Origin of the sequence: Tessaracoccus antarcticus, from assembly GCF_003688855.1 — a bacterium.
Classification (GTDB): Bacteria; Actinomycetota; Actinomycetes; order Propionibacteriales; family Propionibacteriaceae; genus Arachnia; species Arachnia antarctica.
The window spans coordinates 283,615-303,810 of the sequence record NZ_REFW01000002.1 but is presented as its reverse complement, the minus strand read 5'-3'; the positions used below and the strand labels follow the sequence as shown (position 1 = coordinate 303,810).

Here is a 20,196-nt window from a genome sequence, read left to right as displayed (position 1 = left end):
GCCGGTGGCGGGAAACCACTACTCCACAGGTTGGTTCTCAGCGATCCTCGGGGAGCTGGAACTCGGAGTGGGCGATCTCCTCGATGGAGACGTCACGGAAGGTGAGAACCTTGGCGGATTTCACGAAGCGCGCGGGCCGGTACATGTCCCAGACCCAGGCATCCCCCATGGACACCTCGTAGTACACATCGCCGCCCTCGGTGCGGACCTTCAGGTCCACGGCGTTGCACAGGTAGAAACGCCGCTCGGTCTCCACTGCATAGGTGAAGATGTTGACGACGTCCTTGTACTCGCGGTACAGGTCAAGCTCAAGCTTGCTCTCGTACTGCTCCAGATCTTCCGCGCTCATGATGAACCAACCCTAGCCGTTCTGACGACGTTGTCGAAGCACCAGCGGTGGATGTCACACGGCCCGTGTTCCTCGAGTGCAGCTTGGTGGGCAGCCGTGCAGTAACCCTTGTGGATGGCGAACCCGTAGTGCGGGTACTCCTCGTCGTACTGCGTCATGATGGCGTCCCTCGTGACCTTGGCAACGATGGAGGCAGCGCTCACGCACGCAGCCACCTTGTCCCCCTTCCATATCCCGAGACCCGGAACACCAAGACCGTCGACGGGGAAGCCATCGGTGAGGACAAAGGAGGGCGGAACCTCGAGGCGGGCGACGGCACGACGCAGCGCGTGCAGGTCAGCTTGATGCATACCGAGGCGGTCACACTCGTCGTGCTCCACACGGACCGTGGCCACCGCCACGGCCCTGGCCATGATCTCGCCGTGCAGCCTCTCCCGCTGCCGCGCAGTCAGAGCCTTCGAGTCGTCGAGCCCCTTGATGGGGCGGTTCGGATCCAGGACGACGGCGGCCGCCACGAGCGGCCCGGCGCAGGCACCCCTCCCCGCCTCATCAGCACCCGCGACAGGTGAGAGCCCCGCCCTGAAGAGCGCCCTCTCGTACCCGTACTGACCTCGTCCCGGACGAATCACTCAGCACCCCGGGCTGGCTTCGCGGATCTCAGGGTCCGCCGGAGCCGGTTGCTCGGGGTCGGGCACAGCGGCGAAAGTGGCGGGAACCGTGAACGTGGAGATCCGATCCAGCGGCGACACGATGGCCACCGAAGCCCCCACCACCTTGTCCACGGGGACGAACGCGGCCATGCCGGGTGCCTCCCCCGCATTGACGTTGGTGAGACGGCACCGGGAATCAGCGGACTGGTTCCGGTGGTCACCCATGACGAAGATGCGGTCGGCGGGCACGATGATGTCAAAGGGGATGTTGGCGGGTGCCACCTGCACACCACCCTCGGAGTACAGGTACGAGGTCTCATCCAGCGCGACGCCGTTGACGGTGACCGGGGCACCGTCGCCTGCAGACTTCACATGGTCGCCGGGCATGCCGATGACACGCTTGATGAGGTGTTCGGTGGCGGAATTGGGCAGGACGCCTATGAATTCGAGTCCCACTCGAATCGGGTTCTCGGTCACCTGGGACGGACCGAGCCAGTCACCCGGATCCTCGAACACCACGACGTCACCACGCTGGAAGCCGCCGAACTTGGCCACCAGCACGCGGTCGTTGACCTGGAGGGTGTTCTCCATGCTCCCGCTCGGGATCAGGAACATCTGGGCCACGAAACTGCGGAGCAGGGTGGAGATGATGAGGGCGCCGATGACGATGATGGCACCCTCGGAAAGCCAGCCCAGGGCCCGCCGCCCGAACGACTTCTGCGTCGTGGTTCCGCGGCGGGTTTGCCCGTCGAGCGTTGCGTCCTCGTCGGCATCCACAGACACACCCCTCATCCACTCCCCAGTCGTGCGGCAACGCCGCAGATTGGATGATACCGCCGATGCTGCCGCATCCCCGCCCGGGGGACACGACGACGGGCCGCCGGCAATGCCGGCGGCCCGTCGATGTCGTCGCTGTTCGCGAGGTTCAGCGCTTTTCCTTGATCTTGGCTGCCTTGCCGCGCAGGTTGCGCAGGTAGTACAGCTTGGCGCGACGCACGTCGCCACGACGCTCCACCTCGATCTTCTCGATGATGGGGCTGTGCAGCGGGAAGGTACGCTCCACGCCGACGCCGAAGCTGACCTTGCGGACGGTGAAGGCTTCCTGAACGCCGCCTGCGTTGCGGGCGATCACGACGCCGGCAAACACCTGCACACGGGAGCGGGTGCCCTCGACGACGCGCACGTGCACCTTGATGGAGTCACCGGCGCGGAACGCTGGGAGATCGTCGCGGAGCGCAGCCTGGTCGACGGCCTTGATGAGTGGATTTGTCATATGTGTCCTCGTCAGTGCCACAGGTCACCGCGTAAGTAATTGCGCACCGACGGCCCAGACAATCCCCCCGTGGCAGGAGCTGGACATCGGCCGGTCGCCACTGATGGGCAACAGCGACAAATTATGCCACAGCCGGGCACCCCGGGCCAAAGGGGGACCCTGGGACAGATCACGAGAGGGCGCCCCCCGCGGGGGACGCCCTCTCATGGTGTCGCTGGGTGCTACTTGCCGTCCTTGGTGAACATCGACTTGATGAGGTCGCGGTTCAGCTGGGCGATGGACTCCAACGGGATGCCCTTGGGGCAGACCGCGGCGCACTCACCGATGTTGGTGCAGTTGCCGAAACCTTCCTCGTCGTGTGCAGCCACCATGGACTTCACACGGGAGTACCGCTCGGGCTGGCCCTGCGGCAGCATCGCCAGATGCGTGATCTTGGCGGCCGTGAACAGCATGGCGGAGCTGTTGGGGCAGGCGGCCACACAGGCGCCGCAACCGATGCAGGTGGCGTTGTCGAAGGCGACGTCCGCTTCCCGCTTCGGCGCCGGCATGGCATGGGCGTCCGGTGCAGAACCGGTGTTGGAAGAGATGAACCCCCCGGCCTGGATGATGCGATCGAACGCACTGCGGTCGACTGCGAGGTCCTTCAGGACCGGGAAGGCACCCGCCTGCCACGGCTCGATCTCGATGGTGGCTCCATCGGCGAAGGAACGCATGTGGAGCTGGCACACCGTGGTGGAGGACCCACCGTGGGCGATGCCGTTGACGACGACGCCACACATGCCACAGATGCCTTCGCGGCAGTCGTGGTCGAAGGCCACCGGCTCCTCGTTGACGTTGGTGAGGTTCTCGTTGAGAAGGTCCAGCATTTCCAGGAAGGACATGTCCTCCGAGACGCCGTCGATGTCGTAGTCGACGAGCTTGCCGGTGGCGTTCGGTCCGGCCTGGCGCCAGATGCGTAGCTTGAGTTTCACGTGTAACTCCGTTGCTTCAGTTCGATTGCCTTGTAGACCAGCGGTTCGCGGTGCAGGACGGGCTTGCCGCCTTCACCGCCGAACTCCCACGCCGCCACGTAGAGGAACTCGTCGTCGTGCCGCAGCGCCTCCCCTTCGGGGGTCTGGGACTCGCCGCGGAAGTGACCGCCGCACGATTCGCGACGGTGCAGTGCGTCGACGCACATCAGCTCACCGAGCTCGATGAAGTCGGCGACGCGGCCGGCACGCTCCAGCGCCTGGTTGAAGTCCTCGTTCACGCCGGTGACCCGGACGTTGGACCAGAACTCCTCCTTCAGCTCCTGGATGAGGCCGATGGCCTTGATGAGGCCCTCCTCGGTGCGGTACATGCCGCAGTACTCCCACATGATGTGGCCGAGTTCCTTGTGGAACGAGTCCACGGAGCGTGTGCCCTGGATGCTGAGGAGTCTCTCCACGCGCGCCTTGGCCGATTCGACGGCCTCCACGACCGCCGGATGCTCAGCGGAGAGCTTCTCGTACGGTGCATCCGCGAGGTAGTCGTTGATGGTGTTCGGCAGCACGAAGTAGCCGTCCGCAAGGCCCTGCATGAGCGCTGAGGCACCCAACCGGTTGGCGCCATGGTCGGAGAAGTTCGCCTCACCCGTGACGTACAGGCCCGTGATGGAGCTCTGCAGGTCGTAATCGACCCACAGCCCACCCATCGTGTAGTGCACGGCCGGGTAGATGCGCATCGGCGTCTCGTACGGATTCTCGCCCGTGATCTGGGCGTACATGTCGAAGAGGTTGCCGTACTTGGCAGACACTGCAGGCTGGCCGAGCCTGGCGATGGCGTCGGCGAAGTCCAGGTAGACACCGCGGCTGACCTTGGACTCGGTCCCGTCAGGAGCACGCTCGGTGATGGCCGGGCCAACGCCACGACCCTCGTCGCACATGTTCTTGGCCTGGCGGGACGCAATGTCGCGTGGAACCAGGTTGCCGAACGAGGGGTAGATCCGCTCCAGGTAGTAGTCGCGGTCCTCCTCGGGGATCTGGCGTGGATCCTTCTGGCAGTCCTCGGCGCGCTTCGGCACCCAGATCCGGCCGTCATTGCGCAGGGACTCCGACATGAGCGTCAGCTTCGACTGAGTGTCGCCGTGCACCGGGATGCAGGTGGGGTGGATCTGCGTGTAGCAGGGGTTGCCGAAGTAGGCGCCCTTGCGGTGAGCGCGCCAGGTGGCCGTCACGTTGCAGCCCATGGCGTTGGTGGAGAGGAAGAAGACGTTGCCGTACCCGCCTGTGGCGAGCACCACGGCGTCGGCCGTCCAGCTCTCGATCTTGCCGTTGACCATGTTGCGGGTCACGATGCCGCGGGCGACGCCGTCGACGACGATGACCTCCACCATCTCGTGGCGGGTGTGCATCTTGACGGTGCCGGCGGCGACCTGACGCTCCAACTGCTGGTAGGCGCCGATCAGCAGCTGCTGACCTGTCTGGCCGCGGGCGTAGAAGGTGCGCTGCACCTGCACGCCGCCGAACGAGCGGGTGTCGAGCAGCCCGCCGTACTCACGAGCGAACGGAACACCCTGGGCGACGCACTGGTCGATGATGTTGGCGGACACCTCCGCGAGGCGGTACACGTTGGTCTCGCGGGAGCGGTAGTCACCGCCCTTGACGGTGTCGTAGAACAGCCGGAACGTGGAGTCACCGTCGTTGCGGTAGTTCTTCGCCGCGTTGATGCCACCCTGGGCCGCGATGGAGTGGGCGCGGCGGGGGCTGTCCTGGTAACAGAAGTTCAGGACGTTGTAGCCGGCCTCGCCCAGCGTGGCTGCTGCGGCGCCACCGGCAAGACCGGTGCCGACGATGATGACGGACAGCTTGCGGCGGTTCGACGGGTTCACCAGGCGTGCCTGGAACTGTCGGGTCTTCCACATCTCGCTGATGCCGACGTCGGGGGCCTTGCCATCAGAGATGTCGGCACCCTCGACGAAGAAATCCGTGGGGGTCTTCGTGCTGGGGGCGGTGGGGCTCTGCAAGTTCCTGGGAATGTCCAGGCGCTCGAGATGCGTCACTTCTTCGGTCGTTGTCATGTCTTAGTTAACCCATCCGATCAAAACGGCCACTGGCGGAAGCATGAAGCCCACGTACAGGACGACACCAACACCGATTCCGAGCAGGTTCAGCCAGCGCTGGGACTTGGCCGAGGAGTTGAGGCCCAGCGTCTGGAAGGCGCTCCAGAAACCGTGGCGAACGTGCATGCAGATGAGCACCATCAGCACGGCGTAGAACGCGAAAACCCACCACGTCGAGAACGACAGCACGAACATTTCGTACGGCCCCGCGTTGGCGTCGAAGCCGGTGCGGAGGACCTTGACGGTGAATTGCAGGAGGTGGAAGACGATGAAGAGTCCCACGAGGATGCCGCCCCAGCGCATGGTGCGGGCGGAGTAGGTCTGGGCCTGCGGCTTGAACTTGTCATAGCCGGGTCCGCGCACCGCCAGGGTGCGCATAGAGAGGGAGGCGGCAGACCAGATGTGCAGCACGAGGGCCGCCAGGAGTCCGGTCCGGAAGATCCAGATGAACCAGCCCTGGGGCACTATCGGGTAGAGGATGTCTCCCTTCAACCAGTGTGCATAGTGGTCGAAAGCTTCCTCCCCTGCGAACATCTTGAGGTTGCCGTACATGTGCATGAGCAGGAACGCGATCATGATGAGGCCGGTCACTGCCATGATGACCTTTTTCACAACCGTCGATCGCATCGCTCGCTGATGAGTGGTGAGAGTCGTGGACACGAGAAGCAGTCTAGCTCGGGCACCCCCGGATACCGACGCAGGGTCGCCTAATTCGGGGCGTCGCCCGCGGCAGCGATCAGGGCAGGAGGTCCGGACGCCGCTCTCGTGTCCGCTCCAGCGCCCGCTCACGTCTCCAGGCCGCGATCACGCCATGGTTGCCGCTCAGGAGAACCTCCGGCACGTCCCGACCCCGCCACGTGGGCGGCTTGGTGTAGTTGGGGTATTCGAGGAGGTTCTCGTGCCCGGCGGAGTGCGATTCCTCCAGCAGCGAGTCGGGGTTACCGATCACGCCGGGGATGAGTCGAACAATGGCCTCGATGATGGCCAGCGTGGCCACCTCCCCGCCGTTGAGGACGTAGTCGCCGAGGCTGACCTCCACGAGTTCATACTCATCAGCCATGTGGTCGAGCACCCGCTGGTCGATGCCCTCGTAGCGACCGCACGCAAACATGAGGCGGTCGCGGGTGGCCAACTCGTAGGCCAGTTCCTGGGTGAACGGTGTGCCCGCCGGGGTGGGAACCACCACGGTCATGGGAGCCGGGTCCATGTCCCGGAGCGCATCGAGTGCCTCCCCCCACGGTTCGGGCTTCATGACCATACCCGCTCCCCCGCCGTACGGGGTGTCGTCGGTGGTGTGGTGCCGGTCGTGCGTCCATGTGCGCAGGTCGTGCACCCCGAGCTCCACGAGCCCCGACGAGATCGCCTTGCCCACCAGCGACAGGTGCAGCGGCGCCATGTAGTCGGGGAAGATCGTGACGACGTCGAGCCTCACTCGAGGTCTTCCAGCAGTCCGTTGACGTCTGCCAACTGCAAGGTGCCGGCTTCCATGTCGACGCTCGGCACCAAGGCCTTGACGAACGGGATCAGGCGTATTCCGGCGGGGGTGTCCACCGCAATGAGGTCCTGGGACGGCATGTGCTGCACCTCTCGGACCGTACCGGCCGGCTCTCCGAGGTGGTCGAGCACCTTCAGCCCGACGAGTTGCCGGTCGAAGTATTCGTCGTCATCGCTCGGGAGCTCCGCGGCCGACACCTTGGTCGAGAGGAACTCACCGTTGAGCTTCTCGACGGCGGTCCTGTCAGGGTGATCGGCGAACGTCACCAGGAGCTTGCCCCTCTGCCAGATGGTCTTCTCGACGGTGAGCTCCCGTCCCGAGGCCATCTTCAGCTTCGCGCCGGCGTAGAACCTGCGCCCCGGTTCGTCCGTCCTCAGGTCGATCGACACCTCGCCACGAATTCCCTTCGCGCGGCCCACCCTGCCGACCACCACTTCAACCAGTTCGTCCATCAGTCCCACCTTCACGTCAATGAGAAATGCCCCGGACCAGTGATGATCCGAGGCACTCCAGTGTTGTACAGCGTGTGCTGCGTGGGCCGCTCAGTGCCGACGCGGCTTGTCCACGTCGACGAAGTCGACGCGCAGCTGCTCGTTGCCGGCCAGCGCACCCATGACGGTGCGCAGCGCCTGCGCCGTGCGGCCCTGGCGACCGATCACCTTGCCGATGTCCTCGGGGTGCACTCGCACCTCGAGGAGCCGGCCGCGTCGCAGGTCCTTGTCCTTGACCCTGACGTCGTCCGGGTTGGACACGATCCCCGCAACGAGGTGCTCGAGCGCATCGGCCAGCATGATCAGGCCTCTTCGGCGGGCGCGGCCTCGTCGGAGGACTCGTCCTCAGACTTGGCCGGGGTGGCCTTGGCTTCGTCAGACTTCTTCTTCTGTGCCTTGGAGATGGCGGGCGCGGTGGCGCTGCCGTCCTCGGCCAGTGCCTTGGCGAACTCGGCCTCGCGGTCGCGACGCGGGGGCTGCGGGTCGACGCCCGACGGCGACGTGTCGCCGCTGAACTTCTGCCAGTCACCGGTGCGCTTCATGATTGCGACGACGGCCTCGGTCGGCTGTGCACCAACGGACAGCCAGTACTGGGCGCGCTCGGAGTCAATTTTCATGACCGACGGGTCGTTCTTGGGGTGGTACAGACCGATCTCTTCGATGGCCTGACCGTCGCGCTTGGAGCGGGAGTCGATGACGATGATGCGGTAGTGCGGCGAGCGAGTCTTGCCGAAACGCTTCAGACGAATCTTGGTTGCCACGAGTGTGGTTCTCCTGTTGTGTTTTGTCTGTTTCAAGACGAGATGGGGCGGCCGGACCTGTCCACGTGTGGGGCACGCGTTCCTGTCGGGCCTGATGAACGACGATCACCGGGGTTAGAGGGCGCCAGTGATCAAAGTTGCACACAATATTCTGCCAGATGTCGGGCCCACAGCCAAAAGTCGGCGGGGCGGCGCCAGCGTGACGGCGGAGCGCCTAGCATCGGGTGCCATGGAGCTGCCCGAGGAGACGTTCGACGACCTGGTCGATGAGGCTCTGTCGCACCTGCCCCCCGCCCTGCTGGACAACCTGGACAACGTCCTGATCGTCGTCGAGGACGAGCCCGACGACGGGTCCGACGTCCTGGGTTGGTACGAGGGCACCGCCCTCACCGAACGCGACACCAGCTACGGGATGGGGAATCTGCCGGACAGGGTGGTGCTGTTCCGCGGGCCACTGACCCGGATGTGCGAGGACGAGGACGATTTGCTGGAGGAGATCGGCATCACCCTCCTCCACGAACTCGGGCACTACCACGGGATCGACGAGGACCGCCTGCACGAGCTGGGCTGGGGCTGACCCCCTCAGCTGCACACCCCCGCCAGGTCACCGGCGTAGACCAGTGGCGCGCCGCCCCCACAGAAGCTGGTGCTGACCCGGTGGCCCTCCCCCAGTTCCGCGATCGGCAGCGCTGATCCTGCGGGGCGGCTGGCCCCCAGCAACGCCTCCAGCCCTGTGGGCGGCTGCAGCGCCTGCACCACCGTCTCCTCCGGATCCAGCCCGGCCTCGACGGCGGCCTTGCGGAAGAACTCCTCACGGTTGAGCGTGCCGTCGATGAGCCCCACACGCTCCGCGTCGTCATTGCCGAAAACCTGGGCGCCGAGTTCGTTGACGATCGTCTCCTGTGGGATGTCGCGCTGCTCGGCGACGTGGCCCACGAAGTTGTCGTATTCGGTGTCCAGCATGGTGGTGATCATCTGTCGTTCCGCGTCCGTCATGTCGCGGAAGGGGTTGCCGAAGTCCTTGCCGGTGCCTGCGGAGATGTACTCCTGGGTGATCCCGCCCGTGGTGGTGACCCCGGACTCGATGAAGGAGCCGGATGTGGCCACCACGTCGCGGAACCGCTGGAACGGGCCGAAGATGACACCGATGCTGCCGACGATGGACCCGTGGTCGGCATAGATGGCGTCCGCTGGCGCCGTGGAGTACACGCCACCGGAGGCTGACATGCCCTCCACGTGCACGAGCACCTTCTTGCCGGTGCGCTCCTGGTAGCGGTCGATCGCGTCGGCAATGGCCTTCGAACCGGTGATGGAGCCTCCGGGCGTGTTGACGAGCAGCACCAGCCCCGCGGCGTCGTCCTTCGTGATGGCGTCGATCTGCTCCGCGAGCTCGTACCCGAACGTCCCTGCCACCAGCAGTCCACCCTCGGACGCGTCGGTCATGATTGGCCCGCTGATGGACAGGGCCCGTAGCTTCCCGCTGGCTCCCGTCTTGCCCCACAGCGTGGACAGGCTGGTGCTGGCCCCGGAGGAGGTGATGGAGCCGAGCGCCATGGCCGTGGAGATGAGGGCGAACACCCCCGTCACGACGGCAAGGGCAACGAATGTGACGGCCAGACCGAGCCCGAGGCCCGCACCCATGCCGAAGCCCCGCTTGAACGGGCCGGGGGCCCGGGGCGCCTCTGTGGCGAGTGCGGCGGGCTCGGGTGGAGGGAAGTTCGGTGGGGCTGCAGGGGTGGGCGTGGGGGTGTCGTCCATGGTGATGGCTCCTCAGGGGGTCGGGGTGCTCACCTCAAGTCAAGCAGCCGGAGGGTCCGAGTGCAGCCCCCCGAGGCCCCACGTGGAGAAATCGACCACCCCTCCGCGTCCTGTGGGGTTCAGTGTGGTGGGGCCCAGCACCACCGGGTGGTTGGTCCGCCACCGGCCCGTCAGAGGGCGCGACCGCGAAGGATCCGGGCGGAGGGTCGACGCAGCACCGAAAGGTCCTGCCGGGGGTCCTCGGAGTAGACGACGAAGTCTGCGCTGGCACCCGTGGTCACCACGTCGGCGCCCAGCCACCCCCGGGCACGCCAACTCGAAGCACCCAGGGCATACTCCGCACCGCCCAGTTTCGCCAGTTCGTCGATCTCGTCGATGACCCGACCGTGGGCGACGACGGTGCCCGCGTCGGTTCCGGCGTAGACCTGCACGCCGGCCTCGATCGCTCTGCCGATCCTCTGGTGGCGGCGCGCGTGGAGGTCCAGCATGTGAGCGGCGTAGCGCGGAAACTTTGCGGCACCGGTGGCGGCATAGTGGGGAAAGTTGTCGAGGTTGATCATGGTGGGCACCAGCGCGGTGCCGCGATCTGCCATGGAGGCGATCACGTCGTCTGAAAGGCCGGTGCCGTGTTCGATGCAGTCGATGCCTGCGTCCACGAGTTCCGCCACGGACTGCTCGCCGAAGCAGTGAGCCGTGACACGGGCACCCTCGTCATGGGCGGCAGCGATGGCCCGGGCGGCGACGTCAGCGGGCCACAGCGGTGCGAGGTCGCCCACGGAGCGGTCGATCCAGTCGCCCACCAACTTGACCCAGCCGTCGCCAGATCGGGCCTCGTGGCGCACCTGCTCGACGAGTCCCTCGGGCTCCACCTCGGCGGCAAGGTTGCGGATGTAGCGCTTCGGACGGGCGATGTGGCGTCCCGCGCGGAGAAGTCGCGGCAACTCGGACTGGTCGTGGACCCACCGTGTGTCGGAGGGTGAGCCGGCGTCGCGGATCAACATCACGCCGACCGCAAGGTCGGCCTGCGCCTGCGCCCTGGCCGTGTCCTCATCGACGGCACCCTCGGGCCCGAGTCCGATGTGGCAGTGCGCGTCCACGAGCCCCGGGATCACCCAGCAGGCGTCGGAGATGGTGACGGCATCCGCGACGGGCCCGTCGACCACCCTCCCGTCGGCGATCCACAGGTCGCGTGGCTCAGTCCCGGGAAGCACCACCGCACGGGTGAAGCGGTAGCTCTCGGATGTCCTGTGTGGTGCGGTGCTCATGGCACCGAGACTATCGAGTACCCGGCGGGACCCGGCACGTCGGCACTCGGTACAACACCTTTGGCTGACCGACCACGCAGAAATGGGTCGGCCCGGAGACTCTCGGATCGAGGTGAGCGGCTACTTGTTCTGGTCGAACATCTTCTGCAGGTCGGCGGGCAGCTGGAAGTCATCCATCGACTGCGGGACGTCCACCTGCGGAGGCAGGCCGAGCGCCTTCTGCGCCTCCTGCTGCTTGCGCTTGGCCGGGTTGCCGGAGACCTTGTGGCCCTTCTTGAGCTGCTTCTTGGCGGGCTGGCGCTTGGGGCCACGGCCGCCCGGCAGCGCGCCGGGCATGCCCTGGGGCATTCCGGCGGGCACCCCACCGCCCATGCCGCCCATCGAACTGGCCATCTTCTCCATCATCTTGCGCGCCTCAACGAAGCGGTTGACGAGCTGGTTCACGTCGGAGACCTGCACACCCGCCCCCTTGGCGATGCGGGAGCGGCGTGAGCCGTTGAGGATGCTGACGTCGTCGCGTTCCTTCAGGGTCATCGAGTTGATGATGGCTTCGATGCGGTCGATCTCGCGCTCATCGATGTCGTCGATGGCGCCCTTGAACTGACCGGCACCCGGCAGCATGCCGAGGATTTTGCTGAGCGGCCCCATCTTGCGCAGCTGTTGCATCTGGGACAGGAAGTCCTGCAGGCCGAACTTGTTCTTGCCCATGAGCTTCTCGGCCGCAGCACGGGACTGATCGGCGTCGAAGGTCTTCTCGGCCTGCTCGATGAGGGTCAGGACGTCCCCCATGCCGAGGATGCGGCTGGCCATGCGGTCCGGGTGGAAGACGTCGAAGTCCTTCAGGCCCTCGCCGTTGGACGCGAACATGATGGGCTTGCCGATGACGCGGGCGATCGAGAGGGCTGCGCCTCCGCGGGCGTCGCCGTCGAGCTTGGTGAGGACGACGCCGTCGAAGCCGATGCCCTCGTTGAAGGCCCTGGCGGTGTTGACGGCGTCCTGACCGATCATGGCGTCCACCACGAAGAGGACCTCGTCGGGGTTGACGGCCTCCTTGATGTCGGCGGCCTGCTGCATCAGTTCCGCGTCGACGCCCAGACGTCCGGCGGTGTCGACGATGACGACGTCGTAGAGGCGGCGGCGTGCATGCTCGATGGAGTCGCGCGCCACCTGCACGGGGTCACCCACCCCGTTGCCGGGCTGGGGCGCGAACACGTGGACGCCGGCGCGCTCGCCGACGATCTGGAGCTGGCCGACGGCGTTGGGGCGTTGCAGGTCGGCCGCCACCAGCAGCGGAGCGTGCTTCTGCTCGCGCAACCAACTGGCCAGCTTGCCCGCGAGGGTGGTCTTTCCGGCGCCCTGCAGACCGGCCAGCATGATGACGGTGGGTGGGCGCTTGCTGAAGCGCACGTTGCGGGTCTCCCCGCCGAGGATCCCGACCAGCTCATCGTCGACGATCTTGATGATCTGCTGCGTCGGGTTCAGCGCCTTGGAGAGCTCCAGGCCCAGGCAGCGTTCCTTGACGGCGCTGATGAACCCCTTGACGACGCTGAGGTTCACGTCAGCCTCGAGCAGCGCGATGCGGATCTCCCGCATCGTGGCGTCGATGTCGGCCTCGGTCAGTCGGCCCTTGGAGCGCAGTCCCTTGAAGACGTCGGAGAGGCGATCTTGCAGCGTGTCGAACACGTCAGTCCTTCATCAATTGGTTGTGCCATGCGGCGTGGCGGTACCGGCCAAGGATAGACGAAGCCTCACTCGCCGAGGATTCCGGCGACGAAGCCCTCCGGGTCGAACGGTGCGAGGTCGTCGACGCCCTCCCCCAGCCCGATGAGTTTCACGGGCACGCCGAGCTCGCGCTGCACGGCAACGACGATGCCGCCCTTGGCGGATCCGTCGAGCTTCGTGAGGACGATCCCCGTGACGTTGACCACCTGGGAGAAGACCCGCGCCTGCATCATGCCGTTCTGGCCGGTGGTGGCGTCCAGCACGAGCAACACCTCGTTCACGGCGGCCTTCTTCTCGATGACGCGCTTGACCTTCCCGAGCTCGTCCATGAGGCCAGTCTTGGTGTGCAGGCGTCCGGCGGTGTCCACGATGACCACGTCGATGCCGTTCTCGGCACCGGAGGCGACGGCCTCGAACGCCACGGAGGCCGGGTCACCACCCTCGGGACCTCGGACTGTGGAGACGCCAACCCGCTCGCCCCAGGTGATGAGTTGCTCGGCGGCGGCGGCACGGAACGTGTCCGCGGCACCCAGCAGGACGCTACGGCCGTCGGCCACCAGCACGCGCGCCAGCTTGCCCACAGTGGTGGTCTTGCCCGTGCCGTTGACACCCACCACCATCACGACGGCAGGCTTGCCCTCCTCAGAGTCCAGGTTGAGGCTGCGGTCCAGCGTGGGGTCCACGAGCCGCAACAACTCCGATCGCAGGACGCGACGTGCCGTCTCCGGGTCGGCCACGCCGTCGACGGAAAGTTCCTTGCGGAGGGCATCCGTCAGTTCGGTGGTGGGCCCGACGCCGAGGTCGGAGGCGATGAGGGTGGCTTCGAAGTCGTCCCAGGTGTCGGCGTCGATGCGGTCGACGCTCAGCAGGTCAGCCAGTGCGCGAGCCAGCACGTTGTTGCTGGAGGACAGACGACGGCGCAGCCGGGCGAAGCGTGACTGGGACGACTCGGGGCGCTCCAGTGTGGGCGCCGCCGGCCCCACTTCCTCGACGAGCTCGGCATCCACCACGACGGTGTCGCCGGGGGTCTCGGCCGAGGGCTCCGCCTCCAGCTCGTCGGGTTGCTCGGGCGCACCGATGCTCTTGCGATTGACATGGGTGATGATGCTGGCTGCGATCACGGCAGCGCCGATCAGCCCCAGGATGACCCAAAAAATCCAGTCCACGGCGTCATCCTAGCGAGGATGGCGCAGCGCCCATCCCCTGCTACCACGAACACCACCTCGGAGGTGTTGCGTGACAGCTGGTTCAACGGGTGCCTCCACCTTCGCGGGGGCCCACCCGTCCGCTTCAGGCTCGCGGCACAACAGTACCGGGGTTCCTTGCTCTCCCCCTACCTCTGGCTGGATCAAGTGGACGATCGCCTCCACGCCCGTGAAGGCGTGGATAGCCTGCTTGTTTCAGTCGCTGAGGGTGGAAGGGTTCACTCTGCAGGGCGTCTCAACGGACTACTCCGACGACAGTCGCTGGCTCACGACGGTGGAGATGCCATCTCCCCGCATGGTGACGCCGTACAGCGAGTCGGCAATCTCCATGGTGCGCTTCTGGTGCGTGATGATCAGCAGTTGCGAGTTGGCCCGCAACTCCTCATAGATGGTCAGCAGGCGTCCGAGGTTGGCGTCGTCGAGTGCCGCCTCCACCTCGTCGAGGATGTAGAACGGGCTGGGGCGGGCGATGAACAACGACACCAGGAACGCGACCGCCACGAGGGAGCGTTCACCGCCGGACAACAGCGACAGTCGCTTCACCTGTTTGCCGGCCGGGCGCGCCTCGACGTCGACGCCGGTGGTCAGCCAGTCGCCCGGGTCCGTCAGCACCAGGCGACCCTCTCCGCCGGGGAACAGGCGGGAGAACACGTCGACGAAGGTGGTCTCCACGTCCCTGTAGGCCGCCTCGAACACCTCCTTGACGCGCCTGTCGACCTCGTCGATGAGCTCGAGGAGATCGGCGCGGGTGCGCTTCAGGTCATCGAGCTGCTCGGCCAGGAATCCGTGCCGTGCCAACATGGCGTCGAACTCCTCGAGCGCCAGTGGGTTCACCCGGCCCAGCACCGTGAGGTTGCGCTCGGCGCGGCGCAGCCGCGTGGTCTGCTCGGCGCGGTCGTAGGGCACCGGGTCCGGCACCTCGTCGTCCTCCCCCAGCGCCGAACCGTCAGGTCGGGTGATCACCGGGACCCTCTGGTCGGGTCCGTACTCCGCCACCAGCGGGTCCGGCTCCATGCCCAGCTCCGACAGTGCCTTCTCCTCAAGCTGTTCAATGCGCATCCGATGCTCGATGCGGGTCATCTCGTCGCGATGGGCACCCCTCACGAGCTCCTCGAGGCTGGCGGCGGCGGCGCGGGAGTCATGGCGCGCACGCACGGTGGCGGCCTCCGCCTCACGGCGGGCGGTGTCGGCGGCGTCGCGGTTCCGCGTGGCCAGGTCGCGCACGCCGTCGACGAGTTCCGCGAGCCTGATGGCAGCCTCGTGCACTGTGGTGGCCACCTCGGCCTCCCGTCGCAGCTGCTCAGCCTTGGCCCTGGCTTTGGCGCGTGAGGATCGTTCGGCCTGGGCGGCCCGGATCAGCCCTTCGGCGCGTCCGGCCAGTGCCTTGGCCTGCTCCTCGAGCGTTCGCAACGCCAGACGCGCCTCCATCTCCGCCTGCCGTGCTCGGCGTGCCTCCATGGCCTTGTCATCGCGCTCAGCAGGGTCGGGTTCCGCCACCTCCTGCGTGCTGGCGGCCTCCAGCCGTGCCTGGAGCGCAGCCAGTTTGCCCTCGTCGGCGACCCGTGCCTGCGCGGCAGCGGTCATGGCCTCAGCCAGCCGCTCGGCCTCACGCAGTGCCGTGGCCTGCGTCTGGCGGAGCTGCCCCAGCCTGTCCTGGGCGGCGGCCAGTTCCGCATCGGAGGAGTGCAGCAGCGCCAACGCCTCGGCAGCATCGCGTTGGGCGGCAGCCAGGGCCCCCGTGGCCCTGTCAACGGCGAACCGCGTCCGGTCCTTCTCCAGTCCCAGTGCCACCAGTGCAGACTCCGCCTCGCCAAGCTGGGCTGAGAGCTCCAGGAGCGACGGCGTGGCCGCGGACCCGCCCTCCACGAGCCAGGCGGAGACCACGTCCCCGCCACGGGTGACAGCCGTGGTGCCGGGGAACTCCTCCACGTGTCGGTGCGCATCGTCGAGGTCCTCGACGGCGACCACACGGCCCAGCAGGACCCCCAGCACACCCGCAAGGTCGAGGGGATGCTCCACCAACTCCAGCACGGACCCGTCCAGGCGGTCACCGGCGGAGGCACCCGTGACGGCCAGGGATGCCCGCCCCATGTCCTGCTCCGCCATGTGCGCCACGGCGGCGACGGCGTTCTCGAGGCCTTCGACCACCACGGACTCCGCAGCGGCCTGCAGTGCCGCGGACACTGCCCGCTCCCAGCCGGGTTCCACGTCGAGGGCGTCGATGAGCCTCCCCCGCACCCCCGGGCCGCCCGCGGCGACGAGGCCGGCGGAGGCGTCCTTGCGCTCGGTCATCAACCGCAGCGCCTCGATACGGGCTTCCAGAGCGGCCCTGTCACGGGCGAGCGTCGCCTCCGTCGCGCGCAGCTGCGCGAGCTCTTCCTGGTGGTGCTCCACCCGCGCCGTCGCCACTTCGTGGGCGTCGTCGAGATCGGACTCGTGGGCGCCCAGTCCCGACAGGGAGGATTCCATGCCGCCGAAGGTGGTGGCGGCCTCCTCAGCCCGCTGGGTGGCCTCGTCGCGGCGACGCTGCAGCCGCTCCACTTCCTCGTGCGACGCCTGGAGCCGGGACTGGAGGGCCTGGACCTGACCGGTGAGGCGGGCGAGCCCCTCCCGACGATCGGCAACAGCCCTCAGTGCGGTGGCATGGGCAGCATCTGCGGCGGCATGCTGCTGTTCCGCGGCGTTGCGTCGCAGGGTGGCGTCGCGCAGTGTCGCCTCGGCTTTGTCAATGTTGAGGCCCAGCTCGGTCTCACGCTCCCGGATGCCAGCGGCCTCACGCTCAAGATGCTCGGGGTCGCGGCCTCCCGTGATCTCCAGCTGCGGCTGGTTGGCGCCGGCGCGCATCCGCTCGGCGGAGATGGAGATCGTGGTGGACACCCGCTCGCGCAGGCTGGCCAGGGCGTACCAGGTCTCCTGTGCCGCATCGAAGGCGGCGCCGGCCTGCCGCAGGTCCACCTCGGCTGCATCCTCGGCCTGGCTGGCGGCACGGACCGCACGCTCTGCGCGGTCCTTCGCGGCCAGTACGGCGGCCTCGTCGGCCAGGTCCGCAGCGAGTGCGTCCCTGGCCGCGCCCAGGTCCTCAGCCAGCAGCCGTGCCTTGGCGTCGCGCAACTCGGCCTGGATGACCGCCGCCTTCCGCGCGGTCTCCGCCTGGCGGCCGAGAGGTTTCAGCTGACGCGACAGTTCACCGATGAGGTCCGAGAGGCGCTCCAGATTGGCCTTGGTACCCTCCAGCTTCCGCAGCGCCTTCTCCTTGCGCTTGCGGTGCTTCAGGACGCCGGCCGCCTCCTCGATGAAACCTCGACGGCTCTCCGGTGTGGCCTGCAGGATGGCGTCGAGTTGCCCCTGCCCGACGATGACGTGCATCTCCCGACCAATGCCGGAATCGCTCAGCAGTTCTTGCACGTCGAGGAGGCGGGCGGGTGTCCCGTTGATGGAGTAGTCGGAGCCGCCGCTGCGGAACATGGTGCGGGTGATGGTCACCTCGGAGTACTCGATGGGCAGCGCCCCGTCCGAGTTGTCGATGGTCAGCTCCACCTCGGCGCGCCCCAGCGGCGCGCGCTTGGTGGTGCCGGCAAAGATGACGTCCTCCATCTTCCCGCCGCGCAAGGACTTGGCACCCTGCTCCCCCATGACCCAGCTGAGCGCGTCCACCACGTTGGACTTGCCTGACCCGTTGGGGCCCACCACGCACGTGATGCCCGGTTCGAAGGTGAGCGTGGTGGCGGAGGCGAACGACTTGAACCCGCGGAGGGTCAGCTGTTTGAGATACATCTCACGCCTCGGCCTCGTCAACGACGACGATGTCCTCCGGGTGATCCAACTCCTCGGACTCGCGGACCTCACGCACCGCCCGGAACGTCCAGAACTTGTTGAGTAGGAAGCTGATGGGGATGGTGCACACGATCATGATGAGGTTGGCCCAGTAGATGCGGCTGCGGAACCCGCTGGACCCGTCCAGGATGTCGGTGGGCAGGGCGACGGGTGACCCCTGGTTCATGAGTGCCGTGAATACGAGTTGCCCGATGGCCAGCGCGGCCAGCCCCACCGTCAGGAACGGCCAGTACTCACGAAACCAGCCTGACGCGCGGTTGGACTTGAACGTCCACCACCTGTTGAGCTGAAAGTTGAAGACGTTGGCCACCATGAAGGCCACCGACGCCATCACGTGGTACCAGCGGACGTTGAAGGCGGTGCCTGCGATGGGCCACCACACACCTTCACCCTCAGGGATGCCCGCACCGGGCCACACCAGGGGGAAGAGCTTGGTCGCGGTGATGAGCGCGATCGTGTTGACGAGCACGCCCAGTCCTCCGACCACCCCGAACCGGAACAGTTGTCCGATGGAGTTGCGGTAGCGCGCGTACTGGGTGTTCAACCAGTTCATCGTCCCGGTCCTACCTTTCTCGGGAGCCGCTGGCACCTGGGGCACAGGAAACTGCTGCGGTTGGCGAACTGGCGACGCACCATCGGCGTCGCACAACGATGACACGGTAAGCCTTCGCGGCCGTAGGCGTCCAAGGTGCGTGAGAAGTAGCCGGATTCCCCGTTGACGTTCACGTAGAGGGCGTCGAACGACGTGCCGCCCTGCTCCAGAGCCTCACCCATGACGTCGCGGGCGTGGCGGAGAACATCGGTGGCCCGTCGGACAGTCAGTCGCTGCGTGGGATGGTCGAAATGCAGCTTGGCCCGCCACAGGGACTCGTCTGCGTAGATGTTGCCGATGCCGGAGACGAGCCGCTGGTCCAGCAGCGCCCGCTTGACGGTGGTGCGCTTCGCGCGCATCCGATCCACCACGGAGGACTCGTCGTAGTCCTCGTCGAAGGGGTCGAGCGCGATGTGCGGCACGGGGCAGTCGGCGGTGTCCGGCTCCCAGTGCAGTCCGCCGAACATGCGCTGGTCAATGAAGCGGAGTTGGCGTCCGTCGTCGAGGTCGAGGATGACACGGGTGTTGCGCACGAGTTCGTCGCCCGGATCATTGAACCGGAACTGTCCGCTCATGCCCAGATGCACCACGAGGGCATCGTCGTCCAGGGCCAGCCACAGGTACTTGCCACGGCGTCGTACCGCGTCGACGGTGACACCCTCCAGTACCTGGCGCATGCCGTCGGCGCCGGACGGGTGGGAGCGGACGGGTCGCGGGTGCAGGATCTGCACGTGATCGATGCGCCTGCCGGTGAGGTGTTGTGCCAGTCCGCGTCGCACCACCTCGACTTCCGGCAGTTCAGGCATCCGGGGACCCGGTCAGCACACGGTGCGCCAGGGTGGCTGCGCGTTGCTCGGCCGTCTTCTTGCTGGGTGCGGTGCCGGTGGCCACGGACTTGCCGTCCACGACGGCCACGGCGGTGAACACACGCTGGTGGTCCGGGCCCGTCCCCGTGATCTCGTAGACGGGTGCACCCCAGCCGTGGTGGGCGCACAACTCCTGCAGGGCGGTCTTGAAGTCGGTGTAGCTGCCTTCTTCCTCCGACCTGGTGATCAACGGGTCGAAGACGCCGTGCACGAAGGCGTCGGAGGCCTCGCTGCCGCCGGACATGTGGATGGCCCCGATGAGGGCTTCCATCGTGTCGGCAAGGATGGAGGTCTTGCGGTCACCACCGGTGGACACCTCTCCCTTGCCGAGCTTGACGTGCTCGCCCAGCCCGAGGTCCCGTGCCACCTGCGACAGAGCGTGGGAACTGACCACCGAGGCGCGCAGCTTGGCCATCTGCCCCTCCGCCAGCGTGGGGTAGCGGCGGAAGATGAACTCCGTCACCACGATCTGGAGGACGGCGTCGCCAAGGAACTCCAGGCGTTCATTGCTCTCGATGCGGCCGTTCTCGTAGGCCCAGGAGCGGTGTGTGAATGCCAACTCGAAAAGCTGGGCGTCAACATGGACGCCCAGCTCATCAAGTTTTTGCACCAGCCTGCTCACCCGCGGTGCGGGGTCGAGACCCTGGATCAGGCCTCGAGGACCTGGCGACGTGCCGCCCTGGGACCGTACTGGCCACAGCTCGGGCACGCAGTGTGCTGGAGGTGCGCTTCGCGGCAAGCCGGGTTCACGCAGACGACCGTGGGGACGACAGTCGTCTTCCACTGGGCCCGACGCGACCGGGTGTTGCTGCGCGACATCTTCCGCTTCGGAACGGCCACGATCTTCTCCTGTCAA

21 protein-coding genes are annotated in these 20,196 nt (G+C 66.8%); 1 reads left to right on the top strand and 20 read right to left on the bottom strand.

Features of this window, described 5'->3' with window-relative positions:
* Positions 1-37: 37 nt before the first annotated feature.
* From EAX62_RS08705 to rpsP, 11 genes are all read right to left on the bottom strand, one after another.
* On the bottom strand, positions 38-349 hold the full coding sequence (locus EAX62_RS08705) for a DUF2469 domain-containing protein (protein ID WP_121901295.1): 312 nt from the start codon (positions 347-349) through the stop codon (positions 38-40).
* On the bottom strand, positions 346-978 hold the full coding sequence (locus EAX62_RS08700; protein WP_121901294.1) for a ribonuclease HII: 633 nt from the start codon (positions 976-978) through the stop codon (positions 346-348). Before EAX62_RS08700 ends, EAX62_RS08705 begins: the two co-directional genes overlap by 4 nt.
* Positions 979-1,782: a signal peptidase I gene (lepB, locus tag EAX62_RS08695; RefSeq protein WP_407703314.1), complete on the bottom strand. Its 804-nt coding sequence runs from the start codon at positions 1,780-1,782 to the stop codon at positions 979-981.
* Between the two features lie 142 nt (positions 1,783-1,924).
* Positions 1,925-2,272: a 50S ribosomal protein L19 gene (gene rplS / locus EAX62_RS08690; RefSeq protein ID WP_121901292.1), complete on the bottom strand. Its 348-nt coding sequence runs from the start codon at positions 2,270-2,272 to the stop codon at positions 1,925-1,927.
* Positions 2,273-2,493: 221 nt separating this feature from the next.
* Entirely contained in the window at positions 2,494-3,243 is a 750-nt protein-coding gene (locus EAX62_RS08685; RefSeq protein WP_121901291.1) for a succinate dehydrogenase/fumarate reductase iron-sulfur subunit, read from the bottom strand.
* A complete protein-coding gene (locus tag EAX62_RS08680; RefSeq protein ID WP_121901290.1) occupies positions 3,240-5,309 on the bottom strand; it encodes a fumarate reductase/succinate dehydrogenase flavoprotein subunit in 2,070 nt (689 codons plus the stop codon). The genes EAX62_RS08685 and EAX62_RS08680 overlap by 4 nt, the downstream gene beginning before the upstream one ends.
* Before the next feature lie 3 nt (positions 5,310-5,312).
* Complete coding sequence (locus tag EAX62_RS08675; RefSeq protein ID WP_233557875.1) at positions 5,313-6,011, bottom strand: succinate dehydrogenase cytochrome b subunit; 699 nt, start codon at positions 6,009-6,011, stop codon at positions 5,313-5,315.
* A 76-nt stretch (positions 6,012-6,087) separates the two neighbouring features.
* On the bottom strand, positions 6,088-6,783 hold the full coding sequence (trmD, locus tag EAX62_RS08670; protein ID WP_121901288.1) for a tRNA (guanosine(37)-N1)-methyltransferase TrmD: 696 nt from the start codon (positions 6,781-6,783) through the stop codon (positions 6,088-6,090).
* Positions 6,780-7,298, bottom strand: coding sequence for a ribosome maturation factor RimM (gene rimM, locus EAX62_RS08665; RefSeq protein ID WP_121901765.1), 519 nt, complete (start codon positions 7,296-7,298; stop codon positions 6,780-6,782). The genes trmD and rimM overlap by 4 nt, the downstream gene beginning before the upstream one ends.
* 90 nt (positions 7,299-7,388) lie before the next feature.
* Positions 7,389-7,637 carry an RNA-binding protein gene (locus tag EAX62_RS08660; protein WP_121901287.1) on the bottom strand — a complete coding sequence of 83 codons (249 nt, stop codon included), beginning with the start codon at positions 7,635-7,637 and terminating at the stop codon, positions 7,389-7,391.
* A gap of 2 nt (positions 7,638-7,639) precedes the next feature.
* A complete protein-coding gene (gene rpsP, locus EAX62_RS08655) occupies positions 7,640-8,098 on the bottom strand; it encodes a 30S ribosomal protein S16 (RefSeq protein WP_121901286.1) in 459 nt (152 codons plus the stop codon).
* Between the two features lie 229 nt (positions 8,099-8,327).
* On the opposite strand from rpsP, the gene EAX62_RS08650 reads away from it, so the two are divergent.
* On the top strand, positions 8,328-8,675 hold the full coding sequence (locus EAX62_RS08650) for a metallopeptidase family protein (protein WP_121901285.1): 348 nt from the start codon (positions 8,328-8,330) through the stop codon (positions 8,673-8,675).
* Positions 8,676-8,680: 5 nt separating this feature from the next.
* Here EAX62_RS08650 and EAX62_RS08645 read toward each other — a convergent pair whose 3' ends face one another.
* The 9 genes from EAX62_RS08645 to rpmF form a co-directional block, all read right to left on the bottom strand.
* A complete protein-coding gene (locus EAX62_RS08645) occupies positions 8,681-9,856 on the bottom strand; it encodes a S49 family peptidase (RefSeq protein ID WP_121901284.1) in 1,176 nt (391 codons plus the stop codon).
* 170 nt (positions 9,857-10,026) lie between these two features.
* Positions 10,027-11,121 (bottom strand): amidohydrolase family protein, encoded by a 1,095-nt coding sequence (locus EAX62_RS08640; protein ID WP_121901283.1) that lies wholly within the window; start codon positions 11,119-11,121, stop codon positions 10,027-10,029.
* Between the two features lie 120 nt (positions 11,122-11,241).
* Entirely contained in the window at positions 11,242-12,804 is a 1,563-nt protein-coding gene (gene ffh, locus EAX62_RS08635; RefSeq protein ID WP_121901282.1) for a signal recognition particle protein, read from the bottom strand.
* A gap of 65 nt (positions 12,805-12,869) precedes the next feature.
* Positions 12,870-14,009, bottom strand: a complete 1,140-nt coding sequence (ftsY, locus tag EAX62_RS08630; RefSeq protein WP_121901281.1) for a signal recognition particle-docking protein FtsY — start codon at positions 14,007-14,009, stop codon at positions 12,870-12,872.
* 282 nt (positions 14,010-14,291) lie between these two features.
* On the bottom strand, positions 14,292-17,822 hold the full coding sequence (gene smc / locus EAX62_RS08625) for a chromosome segregation protein SMC (protein WP_121901280.1): 3,531 nt from the start codon (positions 17,820-17,822) through the stop codon (positions 14,292-14,294).
* Between the two features lies 1 nt (position 17,823).
* The gene (locus EAX62_RS08620) at positions 17,824-18,435 is read right to left on the bottom strand and encodes a GtrA family protein (protein WP_121901279.1); all 612 of its coding nucleotides are present in this window, start codon (positions 18,433-18,435) and stop codon (positions 17,824-17,826) included.
* Entirely contained in the window at positions 18,432-19,280 is an 849-nt protein-coding gene (gene mutM, locus EAX62_RS08615; RefSeq protein WP_121901278.1) for a bifunctional DNA-formamidopyrimidine glycosylase/DNA-(apurinic or apyrimidinic site) lyase, read from the bottom strand. Before mutM ends, EAX62_RS08620 begins: the two co-directional genes overlap by 4 nt.
* Positions 19,273-19,950 (bottom strand): ribonuclease III, encoded by a 678-nt coding sequence (gene rnc, locus EAX62_RS08610; RefSeq protein WP_233557874.1) that lies wholly within the window; start codon positions 19,948-19,950, stop codon positions 19,273-19,275. The genes mutM and rnc overlap by 8 nt, the downstream gene beginning before the upstream one ends.
* A 38-nt stretch (positions 19,951-19,988) precedes the next feature.
* A complete protein-coding gene (gene rpmF / locus EAX62_RS08605) occupies positions 19,989-20,180 on the bottom strand; it encodes a 50S ribosomal protein L32 (protein ID WP_121901276.1) in 192 nt (63 codons plus the stop codon).
* Positions 20,181-20,196: the final 16 nt, after the last annotated feature.

Bases quoted from the DNA above. Each gene is read 5' to 3' on its own strand.
- EAX62_RS08620 (WP_121901279.1), bottom strand. From the start codon at position 18,435: ATGAACTGGTTGAACACCCAGTACGCGCGCTACCGCAACTCCATCGGA.
- EAX62_RS08680 (WP_121901290.1), bottom strand. From the start codon at position 5,309: ATGACAACGACCGAAGAAGTGACGCATCTCGAGCGCCTGGACATTCCC.
- smc (WP_121901280.1), bottom strand. From the start codon at position 17,822: ATGTATCTCAAACAGCTGACCCTCCGCGGGTTCAAGTCGTTCGCCTCC.
- rplS (WP_121901292.1), bottom strand. From the start codon at position 2,272: ATGACAAATCCACTCATCAAGGCCGTCGACCAGGCTGCGCTCCGCGAC.
- mutM (WP_121901278.1), bottom strand. From the start codon at position 19,280: ATGCCTGAACTGCCGGAAGTCGAGGTGGTGCGACGCGGACTGGCACAA.
- EAX62_RS08640 (WP_121901283.1), bottom strand. From the start codon at position 11,121: ATGAGCACCGCACCACACAGGACATCCGAGAGCTACCGCTTCACCCGT.
- EAX62_RS08660 (WP_121901287.1), bottom strand. From the start codon at position 7,637: ATGCTGGCCGATGCGCTCGAGCACCTCGTTGCGGGGATCGTGTCCAAC.
- EAX62_RS08705 (WP_121901295.1), bottom strand. From the start codon at position 349: ATGAGCGCGGAAGATCTGGAGCAGTACGAGAGCAAGCTTGAGCTTGAC.
- rimM (WP_121901765.1), bottom strand. From the start codon at position 7,298: ATGGACGAACTGGTTGAAGTGGTGGTCGGCAGGGTGGGCCGCGCGAAG.
- EAX62_RS08645 (WP_121901284.1), bottom strand. From the start codon at position 9,856: ATGGACGACACCCCCACGCCCACCCCTGCAGCCCCACCGAACTTCCCT.
- EAX62_RS08650 (WP_121901285.1), top strand. From the start codon at position 8,328: ATGGAGCTGCCCGAGGAGACGTTCGACGACCTGGTCGATGAGGCTCTG.